This window comes from Pseudomonas silensiensis (genome assembly GCF_050434865.1).
Classification (GTDB): domain Bacteria; phylum Pseudomonadota; class Gammaproteobacteria; order Pseudomonadales; family Pseudomonadaceae; genus Aquipseudomonas; species Aquipseudomonas fluorescens_W.
In genome coordinates this window covers 86,074-102,725 of record NZ_JBNDJH010000021.1, presented here as the reverse complement: position 1 = coordinate 102,725, position 16,652 = coordinate 86,074, and the positions used below count along the sequence as shown (strand labels likewise).

At 58.9% G+C, this 16,652-nt stretch carries 17 protein-coding genes; 11 read left to right on the top strand and 6 right to left on the bottom strand.

Annotated elements, in window-relative coordinates:
- The first annotated feature begins 71 nt into the window (after positions 1 to 71).
- The 3 genes from QF010_RS25395 to sthA all read left to right on the top strand — a co-directional run bounded on the left by QF010_RS25395 (position 72) and on the right by sthA (position 4,312).
- Complete coding sequence (locus QF010_RS25395; protein ID WP_033061910.1) at positions 72 to 1,535, top strand: glyceraldehyde-3-phosphate dehydrogenase; 1,464 nt, start codon at positions 72 to 74, stop codon at positions 1,533 to 1,535.
- A gap of 230 nt (positions 1,536 to 1,765) precedes the next feature.
- Complete coding sequence (locus tag QF010_RS25390; protein ID WP_429534170.1) at positions 1,766 to 2,710, top strand: FAD:protein FMN transferase; 945 nt, start codon at positions 1,766 to 1,768, stop codon at positions 2,708 to 2,710.
- 207 nt (positions 2,711 to 2,917) lie between these two features.
- Positions 2,918 to 4,312 (top strand): Si-specific NAD(P)(+) transhydrogenase, encoded by a 1,395-nt coding sequence (gene sthA / locus QF010_RS25385; RefSeq protein WP_046055269.1) that lies wholly within the window; start codon positions 2,918 to 2,920, stop codon positions 4,310 to 4,312.
- Between the two features lie 42 nt (positions 4,313 to 4,354).
- Here sthA and QF010_RS25380 read toward each other — a convergent pair whose 3' ends face one another.
- Both QF010_RS25380 and QF010_RS25375 read right to left on the bottom strand, forming a co-directional pair.
- Positions 4,355 to 5,077 carry a glycerophosphodiester phosphodiesterase gene (locus tag QF010_RS25380; RefSeq protein WP_429512589.1) on the bottom strand — a complete coding sequence of 241 codons (723 nt, stop codon included), beginning with the start codon at positions 5,075 to 5,077 and terminating at the stop codon, positions 4,355 to 4,357.
- Positions 5,078 to 5,091: 14 nt separating this feature from the next.
- Positions 5,092 to 5,673, bottom strand: a complete 582-nt coding sequence (locus QF010_RS25375) for a PilZ domain-containing protein (RefSeq protein ID WP_033061905.1) — start codon at positions 5,671 to 5,673, stop codon at positions 5,092 to 5,094.
- A gap of 94 nt (positions 5,674 to 5,767) precedes the next feature.
- On the opposite strand from QF010_RS25375, the gene QF010_RS25370 reads away from it, so the two are divergent.
- From QF010_RS25370 to QF010_RS25360, 3 genes are all read left to right on the top strand, one after another.
- A complete protein-coding gene (locus tag QF010_RS25370; RefSeq protein ID WP_429512591.1) occupies positions 5,768 to 7,018 on the top strand; it encodes a lipoprotein-releasing ABC transporter permease subunit in 1,251 nt (416 codons plus the stop codon).
- 7 nt (positions 7,019 to 7,025) lie between these two features.
- On the top strand, positions 7,026 to 7,709 hold the full coding sequence (lolD, locus tag QF010_RS25365) for a lipoprotein-releasing ABC transporter ATP-binding protein LolD (protein WP_185753189.1): 684 nt from the start codon (positions 7,026 to 7,028) through the stop codon (positions 7,707 to 7,709).
- 64 nt (positions 7,710 to 7,773) lie between these two features.
- Positions 7,774 to 9,018: a lipoprotein-releasing ABC transporter permease subunit gene (locus tag QF010_RS25360; protein ID WP_429534169.1), complete on the top strand. Its 1,245-nt coding sequence runs from the start codon at positions 7,774 to 7,776 to the stop codon at positions 9,016 to 9,018.
- A 69-nt stretch (positions 9,019 to 9,087) separates the two neighbouring features.
- Here the strand turns inward: QF010_RS25360 and QF010_RS25355 are convergent, their stop codons facing one another.
- Positions 9,088 to 10,437, bottom strand: a complete 1,350-nt coding sequence (locus QF010_RS25355; protein WP_429534168.1) for a heavy metal sensor histidine kinase — start codon at positions 10,435 to 10,437, stop codon at positions 9,088 to 9,090.
- The gene (locus QF010_RS25350; protein WP_008151374.1) at positions 10,437 to 11,117 is read right to left on the bottom strand and encodes a heavy metal response regulator transcription factor; all 681 of its coding nucleotides are present in this window, start codon (positions 11,115 to 11,117) and stop codon (positions 10,437 to 10,439) included. The genes QF010_RS25355 and QF010_RS25350 overlap by 1 nt, the downstream gene beginning before the upstream one ends.
- A gap of 155 nt (positions 11,118 to 11,272) precedes the next feature.
- Here QF010_RS25350 and copI point away from each other — a divergent pair, with 155 nt between their 5' ends.
- Both copI and queF read left to right on the top strand, forming a co-directional pair.
- The gene (copI, locus tag QF010_RS25345; RefSeq protein WP_033061899.1) at positions 11,273 to 11,794 is read left to right on the top strand and encodes a copper-resistant cuproprotein CopI; all 522 of its coding nucleotides are present in this window, start codon (positions 11,273 to 11,275) and stop codon (positions 11,792 to 11,794) included.
- A gap of 61 nt (positions 11,795 to 11,855) precedes the next feature.
- Complete coding sequence (gene queF / locus QF010_RS25340; RefSeq protein ID WP_429512597.1) at positions 11,856 to 12,686, top strand: NADPH-dependent 7-cyano-7-deazaguanine reductase QueF; 831 nt, start codon at positions 11,856 to 11,858, stop codon at positions 12,684 to 12,686.
- 48 nt (positions 12,687 to 12,734) lie between these two features.
- On the opposite strand, the gene QF010_RS25335 is transcribed toward queF, so the two are convergent.
- Positions 12,735 to 12,998, bottom strand: coding sequence for a DUF4404 family protein (locus QF010_RS25335; RefSeq protein WP_008151367.1), 264 nt, complete (start codon positions 12,996 to 12,998; stop codon positions 12,735 to 12,737).
- A gap of 110 nt (positions 12,999 to 13,108) precedes the next feature.
- Positions 13,109 to 13,729, bottom strand: a complete 621-nt coding sequence (pcrP, locus tag QF010_RS25330; protein ID WP_429534167.1) for an HAD superfamily inactivated hydrolase PcrP — start codon at positions 13,727 to 13,729, stop codon at positions 13,109 to 13,111.
- Between the two features lie 190 nt (positions 13,730 to 13,919).
- On the opposite strand from pcrP, the gene QF010_RS25325 reads away from it, so the two are divergent.
- The 3 genes from QF010_RS25325 (at position 13,920) to rssC (ending at position 16,625) form a co-directional block, all read left to right on the top strand.
- Positions 13,920 to 14,609 (top strand): MlaA family lipoprotein, encoded by a 690-nt coding sequence (locus QF010_RS25325; RefSeq protein WP_033061896.1) that lies wholly within the window; start codon positions 13,920 to 13,922, stop codon positions 14,607 to 14,609.
- Positions 14,610 to 14,961: 352 nt separating this feature from the next.
- Entirely contained in the window at positions 14,962 to 16,143 is a 1,182-nt protein-coding gene (rssB, locus tag QF010_RS25320) for a two-component system response regulator RssB (RefSeq protein WP_010456296.1), read from the top strand.
- Positions 16,143 to 16,625: an anti-sigma factor antagonist RssC gene (gene rssC, locus QF010_RS25315; RefSeq protein ID WP_007935262.1), complete on the top strand. Its 483-nt coding sequence runs from the start codon at positions 16,143 to 16,145 to the stop codon at positions 16,623 to 16,625. The genes rssB and rssC overlap by 1 nt, the downstream gene beginning before the upstream one ends.
- Positions 16,626 to 16,652 lie beyond the last annotated feature (27 nt).

Below are 16,652 nucleotides of genomic sequence, written 5' to 3'. Positions count from 1 at the left end.
CCGCGCGACAGGCGCGCATTGCTACGGGAGGCACTCGGCGGCATAATGTAGCCCCTTTTTTCTGCCCCTACATGTGGAAGGTTCCCGTGACTCAGAAGCCCGACCAGTGTCTTGGTGAATGGATCGACCGTGAAGCACTCGCAGAAGCGATGATTCCGCTTATCGGTCAGCTCTACCGCAATAACAACGTGGTGAGCTCGATCTATGGCCGCAGTCTGATCAACCAGTCTGTCATCGCGATTCTCAAAGCTCACCGCTTTGCTCGCCATCGCCAGTCCGATGACAGCGAATTGTCCGTCCACGAAACATTCCCGCTGCTCAAGGCAATGAGCGAACTCAAGCTCGGCGCTGCCTCGGTAGATCTGGGCAAGCTTGCAGTCAAGTTCAAGGCTGAAGGCAATGGCCGCACCGCCGAGCAGTTCGTCCGTGAAGAACTGGCTGACGTCGTTGGTCAGCAAAATGTTTCCGCCCGCAAAGGCACCGACGTTGTTCTGTACGGCTTCGGTCGTATCGGCCGTCTGCTGGCGCGCATCCTGATCGAGAAAACCGGTGGTGGCGACGGCCTGCGTCTGCGTGCCATCGTTGTCCGCAAGGGCGCCGAGAACGATCTGGTCAAGCGTGCCAGCCTGCTGCGTCGCGACTCGGTGCACGGTTCGTTCAATGGCACCATCACCATTGATGAAGCCAACAACACCATCACCGCCAACGGCAACCTGATCCAGGTTATCTACGCGAAGAACCCGACTGAAGTGGACTACACCCAGTACGGCATCAAAGACGCGCTGCTGGTGGACAACACCGGTGTATGGCGTGACGCCGACGGTCTGGGCCAGCACCTGGCTTGCCCGGGTATCGATCGCGTTGTTCTGACCGCGCCTGGCAAAGGCAAGCTGAAGAACATCGTTCACGGCATCAACCACGGTGAAATCACCGCTGATGACAAGATCGTTTCCGCCGCTTCCTGCACCACCAACGCCATCGTGCCGGTGCTCAAAGCCGTCAACGACAAGTTCGGCATCATCAATGGTCACGTTGAAACGGTTCACTCGTACACCAACGACCAGAACCTGATCGACAACTTCCATAAAGGCGATCGCCGTGGTCGTAGCGCCGCGTTGAACATGGTTATCACCGAGACCGGTGCTGCCACCGCTGCTGCCAAGGCTTTGCCTGAGCTGGCCGGTAAGCTGACCGGTAACGCGATCCGCGTTCCGACGCCTAACGTGTCGATGGCCATTCTCAACCTGAACCTTGAGAAAGCCGCTACCCGTGAAGAGATGAACGAGTACCTGCGCTACATGGCGCTGCACTCCGATCTGCATAAGCAAATCGACTACGTCAATTCGCAGGAAGTGGTTTCCACCGACTTCGTTGGCTCGCGCCACGCAGGCGTGGTGGACGCTGAAGCAACCATCAGCCAAGACAACCGCGTTGTTCTGTACGTTTGGTACGACAACGAATTCGGTTACAGCTGCCAGGTGGTTCGCGTGATGGAAGACATGGCCGGTGTAAACCCGCCTGCATTCCCGCGCTAAGCGTTAGCTGCACATGAGAACGCCCCGACTTAGGTCGGGGCGTTTTTGTTTGTGCAGTGATCGTTCTTGCGCAGAGCGTGGGAACGATCTTTTTTACCTGTCGGAGCATAATGGTTAGCTTTGGCGTTGTGTCAGGGAATGCCAGGGGAGGATGGGAATTGTTGAATAGGTGGCAATGCGTTTTATTTTTTCTGTTCGGCGTCCTTTCAGGCTGTGACAACGGCGATTCCATGGAAAGCTTCGGCGGCCCGACCATGGGCAGCACGTATTCGATCAAGTACCTGCGCCATACCGGGCTTCCCGCCCCGACCGAGGTCCGTGTCCAGGTCGAAAAAATCCTTGCTGAAGTCGATCAACAAATGTCGACTTACCGCAGCGACTCCGACATCGAACGCTTCAACGATCTGCCCGCCAACCGCTGTCAGAAAATGCCTGCGCCAATCCTCAAACTGGTGCGTGTCGGTGAGCGTCTGTCTGAGCAAAGCGAAGGCTCCTACGACCTGACGGTGGAACCGCTGCTCAACCTCTGGGGCTTCGGTCCGCAGGCTCGTAATGAGAAAGTCCCCGCCGCCCAGGCACTGGCCGAAGTCAGGCAGCGAGTCGGTTACCAGCACCTGCGTATCGACGGCGATCAGCTGTGCAAGGACGCCGCGGTCGAGGTCGACTTCAACAGCATCGCCGCCGGCTACGCAGTCGACACGATTGCCGCAAAACTCGAAGCAATGGGCATCCACAACTACCTCGCTGAAGCCACCGGCGAACTCAAGGCTGCCGGCAAGAAACTCGACGGCTCGCCGTGGCGCGTTGCCCTGGAAGAACCCCGCGACGACCAGCAAGTGGCGGAACGCATCATCGCCGTCGACGGCTACGGCGTTTCCACATCCGGCGACTACCGCAACTATTTCGAGCAGGACGGTAGGCGTTATTCCCACACCTTCGATGCCCGCACCGGGACGCCGGTCCTACACACCCTGGCGTCAGTCACGGTGATTCATCCTTCAGCGTTGATGGCCGATGGCTTATCGACGCTGTTGCTGATTCTGGGTCCCGAAAGGGGTTGGGACTATGCCCAAGTGCATGACATCGGTGCATTCTTTGTGATTCGTGCCGATACAGGTTTCGTCACACGAACCACGCAGGCTTTTGAACGCCTGAGCGGCGGAAAAACCGAGTGATCAGGGCGATCCAAGCCGCAAAGACTGGCGTTGTAGTGCAGGCAAAACTAGCCTACGACGCGACCAAGGGTTAATGTGCGCGGCGTTGACGCTTATATAGACTGTGTCCGGGTTCTGTACTGGCCCCAAATTGTTCCTTCACGCCGCAGATCGGCGTGATTTAGCCGCAGGTGCCGAGGGCGCCGCGGCCTGTTCTGAGGAGTATGCATGGCTGTCTACAACTACGACGTGGTGGTGCTGGGTTCCGGCCCTGCGGGAGAAGGCGCGGCAATGAACGCCGCCAAAGCAGGGCGCAAGGTGGCGATGGTCGATAGCCGTCGCCAGGTCGGCGGCAACTGCACCCACCTGGGTACCATCCCGTCCAAGGCACTGCGTCACTCGGTCCGGCAGATCATGCAGTTCAACACCAACCCGATGTTCCGGGCCATTGGTGAGCCACGCTGGTTCTCGTTCCCGGACGTGCTGAAAAGCGCTGAAAAAGTTATCTCCAAACAAGTCGCTTCGCGCACTGGCTACTACGCCCGTAACCGCGTCGACGTGTTCTTCGGCACCGGCAGCTTCGCCGACGAGCAAACCATCGAAGTGGTCTGCGCCAACGGCGTGGTCGAAAAACTGGTGGCCAAGCACATCATCATCGCCACCGGCTCGCGCCCTTATCGTCCGGCGGACATCGATTTCCATCACCCGCGTATCTACGATAGCGACACCATCCTCAGCCTCGGCCACACCCCGCGCAAACTCATCGTTTACGGCGCTGGCGTGATCGGTTGCGAGTACGCGTCGATCTTCAGCGGTCTGGGTGTACTGGTTGAACTGGTGGATAACCGCGGTCAGTTGCTGAGTTTCCTCGACTCGGAAATCTCCCAGGCCCTGAGCTATCACTTCAGCAACAACAACATCACGGTTCGCCACAACGAAGACTACGATCGCGTCGAAGGCGTGGACAACGGCGTGATCCTGCACCTCAAGTCCGGCAAGAAGATCAAGGCTGACGCCTTGCTCTGGTGCAACGGCCGTACTGGCAACACCGATCAGTTGGGTCTGGAAAACGTCGGCGTGAAGGTCAACAGTCGTGGCCAGATCGAAGTGGACGAGGCCTACCGTACCTGCAAGCCGAACATCTACGGCGCCGGTGACGTGATTGGTTGGCCGAGCCTGGCCAGTGCTGCTCACGACCAGGGCCGTTCGGCCGCTGGCAGCATCGTTGATAACAATAGCTGGCGCTTCGTCAACGACGTGCCGACCGGTATCTATACGATTCCGGAGATCAGCTCGATCGGCAAGAACGAGCAGGAGCTGACTCAGGCCAAGGTGCCATACGAAGTGGGCAAGGCGTTCTTCAAGGGTATGGCGCGTGCACAGATCGCCGGCGAGCCTCAGGGCATGCTGAAGATTCTGTTCCACCGCGAGACCCTGGAAGTGCTGGGCGTTCACTGCTTCGGTTATCAGGCGTCGGAGATCGTTCACATCGGTCAGGCGATCATGAACCAGCCGGGCGAACTGAACACGCTGAAGTACTTCGTCAACACGACGTTCAACTACCCGACCATGGCCGAAGCCTATCGAGTAGCGGCGTACGATGGCCTCAACCGGCTTTTTTGAGTGGCTCCGGCCGGTGGCCTGAGCCGGCCGGGGAGACCGATTTCAGCAATTCTCGAGCGTGGCGCTGGCCAAACCGGGAAAGTCTGTAATCAGGCTGTCAACGCCGAAGTCGGCGAGTCTGCGCATTAGCGCGGGCTCGTTGACTGTCCATACCGACACATGCAGCCCCTGACGCTGCGCCTTCTGCAGGCGTTCCGGCGTACACAGGGTCCAGTTCAGCGCCAGAATCTCACAGCCATAGCTTTGCGCGACCTTCAGCGGGTCGAGCCAGGCGTACTCGGCCACCAATCCGCGAGACACATCCGGCACGAAGTCCAGCGCAGCTTTCAATACTTCCCGCGAACTCGAGGTGATTGTCACCTTGTCGAGCAGGCCGAAACGCTGAGCCATTTCGCGAATCGCCAGCACGGTAGTCGCTGCGCGGGTGCGCGAAGCGCTTTTGACTTCCAGCTGCCAGTGCTCGAAATCGCATTTATCGAACAGTTCTTCCAGTGTTGGAATCGGGCACGGTTTGATCCAGCCTGGTCCGCCAGTGCGCGCATCGTAGGTCACCAGCTCGGCCGCCGTGTGCTCGACGACTTTGCCGCGACGGTCGGTGGTGCGCTTGAGCGTCGGGTCGTGGATGACCATCAGCTCGCCGTCCATGGACAGGTGCAGGTCCAGTTCGCAGCGGCGCACGCCGTGCTTGAGGCATTGCTGAAAACTGGTCAGCGTATTTTCCGGTGCTTCGCCCTTGGCGCCGCGATGGCCGTAGATGAGAGTCACGGTTCTTCCTTAAATTAAATGCCTGATTCGTTTTGTTCGCGGGCCAGACGTCGTTCCTGGGCCTGCTTCTGCAAAATGTAGCGGGCCAGCAATTGGCGCTGGGCATCGGTCGGGTATTCGAACTCGGTGCCGACGTCGTAGCCGTCGCCTTTGCGATCGCAGTGGGTGACGCGAGCCCGCAACAAGAGTCCGAGGGCTTGCGGCATCAGCACCAGTTTGACCGACAGATGTGTGTCCTCGGCAATCGGTGTCGGATGCTGAAACTCGATCCCGCCTTCGGAAATGATCACCGGCTGCGGCTCGCCGATCTGCCCGAGCACGGTGATTGCGATCACCTGGCTCAGTAAGTCGATGCGTTTGTTCTGGGATTTCAGGAACGCCGCGAGATTCCGGTCGCGCTCACTGATCTGGCGCAACAGGTGCTGTGACTCGAATTCGCTCAGGTGCAGCTCGCTGAGCAAGTTGAACAGTGGGGAAGCATCCTGCAACACATCCTGGCCTGCGGCTTCGGGAGCGGACAGGGGCCGAATTTCCAGTGCGATCGTGTCCTCGATACGGTAGTATTCGCGGCGATCTTCTTCATCTAATGTCGACATGGCGAACCCATGGTAGCGGCGGTGGTCTGAGTGTAAAGCTGGTTACCGACCCCCGCCACAAGGACGTTCCTTTTCCCTCCGAACAAGCCCCGACATGTTCAGACCTCTCTTCGTATTTATTGGCACGCGTTATACCCGTGCAAAGCGTCGCAATCATTTTGTGTCGTTCATTTCCCTGACCTCGATGATCGGACTCGCCCTTGGCGTGGTCGTGATGATCGTGGTGCTGTCGGTCATGAACGGCTTCGATCATGAGATGCGCACCCGCGTGCTGGGCATGGTGCCCCACGCGACCATCGAGTCCACTGAGCCGATCAGTGACTGGCAAAGCCTGGCCACCAAGGTCAAGCAGAACCCGCAGGTGACGGCCGTGGCGCCGTTTACCCAGATGCAGGGTTTGCTGACCAACAACGGCAAGGTCTCCAAAGTCCTGCTCAATGCCATTGATCCTGCGCTGGAACGGCAGGTCTCGATCATTGATAACTTCATGCAGCAGGGCAAACTCGATGACCTGGCACCGGGCAGTTTCGGCATCGTCATCGGTGACAAGGCCGCGGCCAAGTTGGGTGCGGCGATCGGCGACAAACTGACGTTTGTGGCGCCGGAAGTCACTGTGACCCCGGCCGGGATGTTCCCGCGCATGAAACGCTTTACCGTGGTCGGCATCTTCCACGTCGGTGCCGGTGAACTGGACGGCTACCTGGGCATCACCAATTTGCAGGATCTGGCCAAGCTGCATCGCTGGAAACCGGATCAGGTCCAGGGCGTCCGCCTGAAGTTCGACGACCTGTTCCAGGCACCACGCGTCGCGTGGAGCATCGCCCAGCAACTCGGCGAAGACCATTTCTATGCCCGCGACTGGACACGCACGCACGGCAATCTGTATCAGGCGATCCGTATGGAAAAAGCCATGATCGGTCTGCTGTTGCTGCTGATCGTCGCCGTCGCTGCGTTCAACATTATTTCCACACTGGTGATGGTGGTGAACGACAAGAAGGGCGACATTGCGATTCTGCGTACCTTGGGTGCCACTCCAGGTTCGATCATGGCGACGTTCATGGTCCAGGGCACCGTCATTGGAGTGATCGGTACGCTGATCGGCGCCGTGGTCGGGATCTTCGCCGCGCTGAACGTCAGCGCCGCGATTTCGGCCCTCGAAGGGCTGATCGGGCACAAATTCCTGAACGCCGACGTGTACTTCATCGATTACCTGCCGTCGCAAGTGCAGAGCCAGGATGTGTTGATGGTCTGCGCCGCCGCGTTGGTCCTGAGTTTCCTCGCCACCCTGTATCCAGCCTGGCGTGCCGCGCGCACCCAGCCTGCGGAGGCGCTACGTTATGAGTGAGTCGGGCATGAGTGATAAAGCAATCTTGAGCTGCCGCAACCTGGGCAAATCCTACGAGGAAGGCCCGGAATCGGTAGAGGTTCTGGCCGGTCTGCAGCTGGAGCTGCATCCGGGTGAGCGCGTGGCGATTGTCGGTACCTCGGGTTCGGGCAAAAGTACCTTGCTCAACCTGTTGGGCGGCCTCGATACACCGACCAAGGGCAGCGTCTGGCTGGCCGGTGAAGAGCTGTCGGCGCTGAACGAAAAGGCTCGCGGTTTGCTGCGCAATCGGTCGCTGGGTTTCGTTTACCAGTTCCACCACTTGCTGCCGGAATTCACCGCGCTGGAAAACGTCTGCATGCCGCTGCTGATCGGCAAGACGGCAATCCCGGAAGCGCGTCAGCGTGCGACGGCATTGCTGGAGCGGGTAGGGCTGGGCCATCGTCTGGAACACAAACCGGCCGAATTGTCCGGTGGTGAACGTCAGCGCGTGGCCATCGCCCGCGCCCTGGTGAACAAGCCAGGCCTGGTGATGCTCGACGAGCCGACTGGCAACCTCGACTCCCACACCGCCCAGGGCATTCAGGATTTGATGCTGGAACTCAGCACCTCGATGCGCACGGCGTTCCTGGTGGTGACTCACGACATGAACCTGGCCCGCCAGATGGATCGCGTCCTGCATTTGCAGGAAGGTTACTTGACGCCCATTTGATTGGCCGAAACCCGGCGTACTGAACAGTACGTCGGGTCTTTTATTTTTATACGGTGCCCAGCGAATGTTCAGACCGTTATCGATCTTTATCGGCGCACGCTATACCCGTGCCAAGCGCCGCAATCGCTTTGTTTCCTTCATCTCGATGACCTCGATGATCGGCCTCGCCCTGGGCGTGCTGGCAATGATCGTGGTGTTGTCGGTGATGAACGGCTTCCAGCGCGAAATGAGTTCGCGCATCCTCGGCATGGTGCCTCACGCGACAATCGTCGGCGTCAATCCGATCGACGATTGGCAGCCCGTCGCCGCGGCGGCCATGAAGAATCCTGAAGTGACAGCCGCCGTGCCGTTCACCGAGATGGAAGGCATGCTGTCCTACAAGGGGACGATGCAGCCGATCCAGGTCAGCGGCGTTGATCCGGCGCTGGAAGGCAAGGTGTCGATCGTTGCCCAACACATCGTTCAGGGTCGTCTCGATGCCTTGAAACCGGGTGAGTTTGGTGTGGTGATCGGCGAGATCACGGCTCGACGTTTCCGCTTGAACGTCGGCGACAAGATCACCCTGATCGTGCCGGAAGTCAGCACTGCACCGGGCGGCATCACCCCGCGCATGCAGCGGTTGAACGTGGTCGGCGTGTTCAAGGTCGGCGCCGAGCTGGACGGCTCCATGGCGCTGATCCACATGGCCGATGCTGCGCAAATGCAGCACTGGCAACCGAATCAGGTACAGAGCGTGCGCCTGGCGGTAAAGGATTTGTACGCAGCGCCTAAGGTTTCCAGCGATATTGCTGGCGGGCTGGGCACCGCTTACAAGGCAGATGACTGGACTCACACACAGGGCAGTCTGTTCAGTGCGATGAAGATGGAAAAAACCATGATCGGTTTGCTGTTGCTGATGATCGTCGCCGTGGCGGCGTTCAACATCATCGCAACCTTGATCATGGTGGTGAACGACAAAGGCGCGGACATCGCGATCCTGCGCACCATCGGCGCCACGCCGCGGCAGATCATGGCGATCTTCATGGTGCAGGGCACCGTGATCGGGGTTGTCGGTACGTTGATTGGTGGTGTGCTCGGCGTGATTGCGGCGCTGAACGTCAGTGAACTGGTGGGCTGGATGGAGCGGGTCAGCGGGCAGCATATCTTCAGTTCCGACGTGTACTTCGTCAGCAACTTGCCGTCCGAACTGCAGGGGGCGGATGTGGCGTTGATCTGCTCCGCCGGGTTCATTCTGAGCTTCCTCGCCACCGTTTACCCGGCATGGCGTGCGGCGAAAGTCGAGCCGGCTACCGCGTTGCGGTATTCGTAAGTCATTACACCGCTATCGCGAGCAGGCTCGCTTGTATGTTTAGACTTGAAGGGGCCAGACCTGCTGGCCTCAATCTCCCTTGGGCAACTCAATCACAAACCGCGTCCACCCGTTATCCGATTCGCAACGAATCTGCCCGCCATGGGCGCGGATGATTGACTGAGTGATCGCCAACCCCAATCCCGCATGTTCGCTACTGCCTTCCTGGCGCGCCGGATCAGCCCGGTAGAAGCGATCAAATAAACGCGGCAGCAACGCCCCGTCAATTGCGTCGCCGCTGTTCTCGACCGTCAGGCTCAACCCCTTGGGCTGATCAACAATTCGCACCCGAACCTCGCCTTCGACCGGCGTAAACCGCAACGCATTGTCCAGCAAATTGGACAGCGCCCGCCGCAACATGCTGCGATCGCCCTCCATGCGCGCACTGCCTTCACGACTCAACCTGACCTGAGCGTCCTCTGCCAGCGGCGCATAAAACTCCAGCAACAAATCCGCTTCTTCCGCCAGCTCCAGCGGTTCGCGCTTGGGCATCAACAACCCGTGGTCAGCCTTGGCGAGGTACAACATGTCGTTGACCAGTTGCGCCATCCATTGCAGTTCTTCGAGGTTGCTGTGCAGTGCTTCGCGGTAATCCTCGATGGGGCGTGGGCGGGTGAGGGTGACCTGGGTGTGGGTCAGCAGGTTCGACAACGGCGTGCGCAATTCATGGGCGATGTCGGCGGAGAAGGCCGAGAGCCGCTGAAAAGAGTCGTCGAGGCGTCCGAGCATCGCGTTGAAGTTGTGGGCCATTTCCGCGAGTTCTGGCGGCATGTTTTCTTCGGGCAGGCGTGCACTGAGCGATTGCGCTGAAACCCCGCTGGCAACCGCACTCATGCGCCGCAACGGACGCAGCCCACTGCGCGCGGCCCAGGCACCGAGCAGGGCGGTGGCCAGTGCCGACAAGCCGACCGTCAGCCAGATCAGGTGCTGCATGCGTTGCAGAAAGTGCTGGTGATGGGTGATGTCCAGCAGCAAGGTCAGCTGCGGCGAGTCAGGTTTGTCGAGGTACAACGGAGCATTGAGGACGCGGTAGTCGGTATCGTCGCTGCTCACCGTGGACAAACCCGGTTGGGTCGGCAACGCCTGGGGCAGGCTCGCTGAACTGTCATACCAGCGCTTGCCGTCGCTGCCGGTGATTCGCAGCGACAGGTCAGCCTGTCGGCTCAATTCATCGGCCAGTCTGACTTCACTTTCACTCGACTGAATGTCATGAAGTGCCCGACGCAAACCAATCAACTTGCCGTCCAGCAACTGCTGATCGAGTTCAACGAAATGCGCTTCACTGGCCTGGCTGAACAACACTCCGGCGAACAGCGACACCACGGCGGTGCACGCCGCGAACAGCAGCGCCAGGCGGCTGCTTAACGAAAGTCGACGCATCAGGCGGGGCGCTCTTCAAGGACGTAACCCATGCCACGCACGGTGTGAATCAACTTGTTGGGGAATTCATCGTCGATCTTCAGGCGCAAACGACGGATTGCCACTTCGATGACATTGGTGTCGCTGTCGAAATTCATGTCCCAGACCTGGGAAGCGATCAACGATTTGGGCAGGACTTCGCCTTGCCTGCGCAGGAGCATTTCCAGCAGGGCGAATTCCTTGGCCGTCAGATCGATGCGCTGACCGCTGCGCTCGACCCGCCGGCGGATCAGGTCCAGACGCAAGTCCGCCAGTTGCAGGCTGGTTTCCTGAGGTGTGGCGTTACCACGGCGCAACAGGCTGCGGACCCGGGCCAGCAGTTCGGAGAAGGCGAAAGGCTTGACCAGGTAATCGTCGGCGCCCAGTTCGAGGCCGTGGACCCTGTCCTCCACCGCGTCTCGCGCTGTCAGAAACAGTACCGGCGTGTCGAGGCCGGCGCCGCGCACCGCTTGCAGAATCTGCCAGCCATCGCGACCGGGCAGCATCACATCAAGAATCAACAGCGCGTAATCGCCGGTCAGCGCCAGTTGCTGGCCGGTGCTGCCGTCCGCCACCAGTTCAGTATTGAAACCGGCCTCGGTCAGGCCCTGGCGCAGGTAGTGGCCAGTTTTCGGTTGGTCTTCGACGATCAGCAGTTTCATGGGCGACTCGAGGTAAATGGAACGAACGCTTTATACCGTGGGCAGCGTGAATACAGGTCAACCTGACAAAGTTGTAATCTGGCTGTCAGGTTATGGGCAGTAGCAGCAGTTTAGAGTTTTCCACAGGCTGAACCTTATCTTGTTGGAGTACGACTATGTTTTTGCGCAAATCACTGATGCGCGTCGCGTGTTTGCTGGCGCTGAGCTCGCCGGCGTGGGCTGCCCCGGCGCATACCTACGACTTTGGCCAACCGGCCCCGGCGACCCAAGCGACTCGCAGCGTTGAATTCGTCATGGGCGACATGTCGTTCACGCCCAAGGCGATTGATATCAAGGCCGGTGAGACGGTTCGTTTTGTGTTGGTGAATAAAGGGCAGTTGTTGCACGAGTTCAACCTCGGTGACGCGGCAATGCACGCCAAACATCAGCAGGAAATGATGAAGATGCAGCAGAGCGGCATGCTGATGCCTACAGGCATGAAGGATATGGACCACGGCGCCATGGCCGGTATGGAGCATGGAATGAAGCACGACGACCCCAATAGCGTGCTCGTCGAGCCGGGCAAAACCGCCGAGCTGACCTGGACCTTCACCAAGGCCACCAACCTGGAATTTGCCTGCAATATCCCCGGTCATTACCAGGCTGGCATGGTCGGCAAGTTGACTGTCAGTCAGTAAGCACTCAAAGGCGGGAGCAAAGGCTGGTAGAATCCGCTGATTCTTCAGTCAGGTTTCCGCCATGCATCCCGCAGCCGAACACTCGCCGCTGGGCAAATCCAGCGAATACATCGCCACCTATACGCCGTCCTTGCTGTTCCCGATTCCGCGCACCGCGAAATGGGCCGAGCTGGGCCTGACGGCTGAAACCCTGCCGTACAAGGGCGTGGATTTCTGGAATTGCTTCGAGCTGTCGTGGCTGTTGCCGTCCGGCAAGCCAGTGGTGGCGATTGGCGAATTCAGTATCCCGGCGGATTCGCCGAATATCATCGAATCGAAGTCGTTCAAGCTGTACCTCAACTCCCTGAACCAGACTCCATTTGCCGACACTGCGAGCCTTGAAGCGACGTTGGCGAAAGACCTGTCGGCCGCTGCCGGTAAACCGGTCGGCGTGCGGATTCGCAGCCTGAAAGACGTCGAGGCCGAAGGCGTCGTGGCGTTGCCGGGTGTGTGCATTGATGATCTGGATATCAGCGTCAGCAATTATGAGCATCCGCGCCCGGAACTGCTGCGTTGCGATGAATCGCGCATCGTGGAGGAGAGCGTGCACAGTCATTTGCTTAAATCCAACTGCCCGGTCACCAGTCAGCCCGACTGGGGCAGCGTGGCGGTGGAATACCGTGGCGCGGCACTGGATCACGCGAGTTTGCTGGAATACATCGTGAGCTTCCGTCAGCACTCGGACTTTCATGAACAGTGCGTGGAGCGGATCTTTCTCGACCTGCAACGGTTGTTGAAACCGGAGAAATTGACGGTGTATGCGCGGTATGTGCGCCGAGGTGGGTTGGACATCAACCCGTATCGCAGTACTGAAGACGTGCAGTTGCCGAACCATCGGCTGGTCCGCCAGTAAGAAAAAAGCCCCGCTATCACTAGCGGGGCTTTTTTGTATCTGACGGGTTCAGATCCCCATGTTGGCCAAGGCTTGCACGATGTTGCGCAAGGTACCAGCAAGGGTCGGGTGTTCGATTTCGAAGCGTTCGACGGCCAGGTTCACATTGTCGGCGAGGCTGGAGTCCTGGGTTTTGGTTTCGAGCTCCAGTTCCAGTTCGATCTGTTGCATCAGCGCGTGCAGGTCTTCGCGCTCGGCTTCGGTCAGCGGTGGATTCTGTTCCAATTGCTCGCGCAGAGTATTGAGCTGTTGTTGCAGTTCGCGGGCAGGCATGGCGTTCTTCCTTTTATCGATAGGCACTGGCATAGACCGCAGCAGCATGCCAAAGGTCTATGGCTTGACCTTTAGATTAATCCACTCGCGCGCAACCTGCATGATCTCGATCAGGGCTTTTCGCCCTTGAGTCGGCGCAGGCTGATGTCGGCCAGGCAGGTGTCGAGTTCACCGAGGTGATCGATCACCGAATGCACACCCAGACCAAACAGTTCCATCGTTGCCTTGCCGCGTTTGAATTCCCGTTCCTGCTGAGTCAGCGCCTGCCATTCGTTGGGCGCCAGGCCGCAGAGTGAGCCGCAGGACGCCAGCCCAATCGTCCACAATCCGGCATTGAGCCCTGCTTGCAGCAATCGCGGTTCGCCGCTGACCAGCACGCAACCCTCCAGTCGTTCAACATTCAACGTCATCAAGGCTTGCCAGCAGGCGTGCGGTGCCGGCCATGGATTGTTTGTTTCGGATTGTTGCGAGGGTTTGATCCATGAAGGCAAGGCAGCGGCCAGGGAATGGCTGAGGGCAGGGGGGAGTTCATCGAGCCAGGCACAGGGAATCTGCTGATGCTGCAAGCTGCGCAGGCTATCCAGCGCACCGGGCGTGGCCTCGGCGTGCAGGGCAGAGGGGGCGCCATGTGCGCGTGTGCGGGCACCGAAATCCACCAGGCAACCACTGAGGCCGAACAGGACGGCGGTCAGGCTGGGCGCAATGTGGGGCAAGGTTTCGGCGTGCGGCATATCAACGTCCCTGAAATAGCCTCAAGGCTAGGCGGCGAAGGTGACAGTTGGGTGACACTGATGTGAATCCACACGAATGAACTGCAGGCTGCCTTGCACGGTGCTGCCTAAAGCGGCTTTTCCGTCTTATACTAGTCCGCTTAACGCTTGGGCCAAGGGCCCGTGCCAGTACAATCCAAGGAGTTTTTCTATGCGCTGGAGCAATCATCTAGCTCAGTTTTGTGTGTTTACCAGCGTTTTGCTGGTTCCGTTCGTTGCCCAGGCAGCCTCGGAAGACGACCCTTGGGAAAGCATCAACCGCCCGATCTACAAGTTCAACGATGTGCTCGACACCTATGCGCTGAAGCCTTTGGCCCAGGGCTATCAGTTCGTGACGCCGCAATTCCTTGAAGACGGCATCCACAACATGTTTCGCAACGTCGGTGAAGTCACCAACCTTGCCAACGATATCTTGCAGGCCAAACCGGCCGCCGCTGGCGTCGACACCGCACGCTTGATCTTCAACACCACCTTCGGCCTGCTGGGCTTCTTCGATGTGGGCACCAAGATGGGCCTGCAACGCAATGACGAAGACTTCGGCCAGACCCTCGGCTACTGGGGCGTAGGCAGCGGCCCATACGTGATGCTGCCGCTTCTGGGCCCTAGCACCCTGCGTGACGCGCCTTCCAAGTATGTCGACGGCTACACCGGCCCGTACCCGTACATCAACGACGTGCCTGTGCGTAACTCGATCTTTGGCCTGAACATCATCGACACCCGCGCCAGTCTGCTGTCGAGCGAAAAGCTGATCACCGGCGACAAGTACACCTTCATCCGCAATGCGTACTTGCAGAACCGCGAATTCAAAGTAAAAGACGGCAAGGTCGAAGACGATTTTTGATTTCGACCGGTAAAACGATGAAGGCGGCCAGTGGGCCGCCTTCTTTCGTTTGGCTTCCGGGACCGGTTTGGCTCATGGGTTTGAACCTTCCATTACGTTACGGTTTTGCCTGTTCTTATAACTCCCGGTGATTTGAAATCGAAAGACGTCAAGCGACCATCGGCGTGAGCTTGAAACGCCCCGCGGATGGGAGTACCGTCTGCGCCTTAGAAGGGCACCTCTGGTGTACCTGTGTGTAGGGCAAATGCTCGAAAACAGTGCAGTAGAGAGGCTAGAAAGCGAATCCAGTAGTGTGAGCCGGGACAAAGCCCCTGCCTGCTACGCCAACCTAATTCTGGCGCCGTTTGCCCACATGCCAAAAACCAGTGCCACGCTGCTGATAATCGATGATGACGAAGTAGTGCGCGCGAGCCTCGCCGCCTATTTGGAAGACAGTGGTTTCAGCGTCTTGCAGGCCAGCAATGGCCAGCAGGGTCTTCAGGTATTCGAGCAAGACAAGCCCGACTTGGTCATCTGCGATCTGCGCATGCCACAGATGGGCGGACTCGAACTCATTCGCCAGGTCACCGAGCTGTCGCCACAAACCCCGGTGATCGTGGTTTCGGGCGCCGGCGTGATGAACGACGCGGTCGAGGCCCTGCGCCTGGGCGCGGCGGACTACCTGATCAAGCCTCTCGAAGATCTGGCTGTGCTCGAGCACTCTGTGCGCCGGGCCTTGGATCGTGCGCGCCTGCTGCTGGAAAACCAGCGCTACCGCGAGAAGCTGGAAAAGGCCAACCGCGAGCTCGCCGCCAGCCTGAACCTGCTCCAGGAAGACCAGAACGCCGGTCGCCAGGTGCAGATGAACATGCTGCCAGTCAGCCCTTGGACCATCGACGAGTTCCAGTTTGCCCACCAGATCATCCCGTCGCTGTACCTGTCGGGTGATTTCGTCGACTACTTTCGGGTCGACGAGCGTCGGGTAGCCTTCTACCTGGCGGACGTTTCCGGTCATGGCGCCTCTTCAGCCTTCGTTACCGTGCTGCTGAAGTTCATGACCACGCGTTTGCTGTTCGAATCCAAGCGCAGCGGTACATTGCCGGAATTCAAGCCTTCAGAGGTCCTTGGTCATATCAACCGAGGCCTGATCAGTTGTAAGCTGGGCAAACACGTCACAATGGTCGGTGGAGTCATCGACGAGGAGACAGGTTTGTTGACCTATAGCATCGGCGGTCATTTGCCGTTGCCTGTGTTGTACACGCCAGACAGTGTTCGTTATCTGGAAGGGCGTGGTCTGCCGGTGGGCCTCTTCAATGAAGCCACTTACGAAGATCACGTACTGGAGCTGCCGCCGACGTTCAGCCTGACGCTGATGTCCGATGGCATTCTGGACCTTTTGCCAGAACCTACACTCAAAGAAAAAGAAGCGGCTTTGCCCCAACGGGTCAAGGCAGCGGGCGGCAGCCTGGATGGTCTGCGGCAGGTTTTTGGATTGGCCACGCTAGGGGAGATGCCGGATGATATCGCCCTGTTGGTGTTGAGCAGGAATCTTTAATGAGTACCGGTAGAATCCAGTTCGCCGAGCAGGATGGCACCTTCGTCCTGAAGTTCGTCGGTGAAGTTCGCCTGACCCTGTGTTCGGCGTTGGATGCGACTATTGAGCGGATCTTCACGGCGTTGAACTTCAACGCAATCGTGATCGACCTGACCGAAACCCGCAGCATCGACAGCACCACCCTTGGCCTTTTGGCCAAGCTGTCGATCCTGTCGCGGCAAAAGGTCGGCTTGCTGCCGACCGTCGTCACCACCCACGAAGACATCACCCGTCTGCTGCAGTCCATGGGCTTCGAGCAAGTGTTCAACATCGTTGACCGCCCGATCCCGTGCCCTGAGTGCCTGACCGACCTGCCAGACCAGGATCAGTCCGAAGAAGTGGTACGGATCAAAGTGCTTGAAGCGCACAAGATCCTCATGGGCCTCAACGACTCCAATCGTGAAGCGTTCCATGATCTGGTGAACGCCCTCGAGCGCCACTGATTCACTGCATACCTGTGGCGAGGGAGC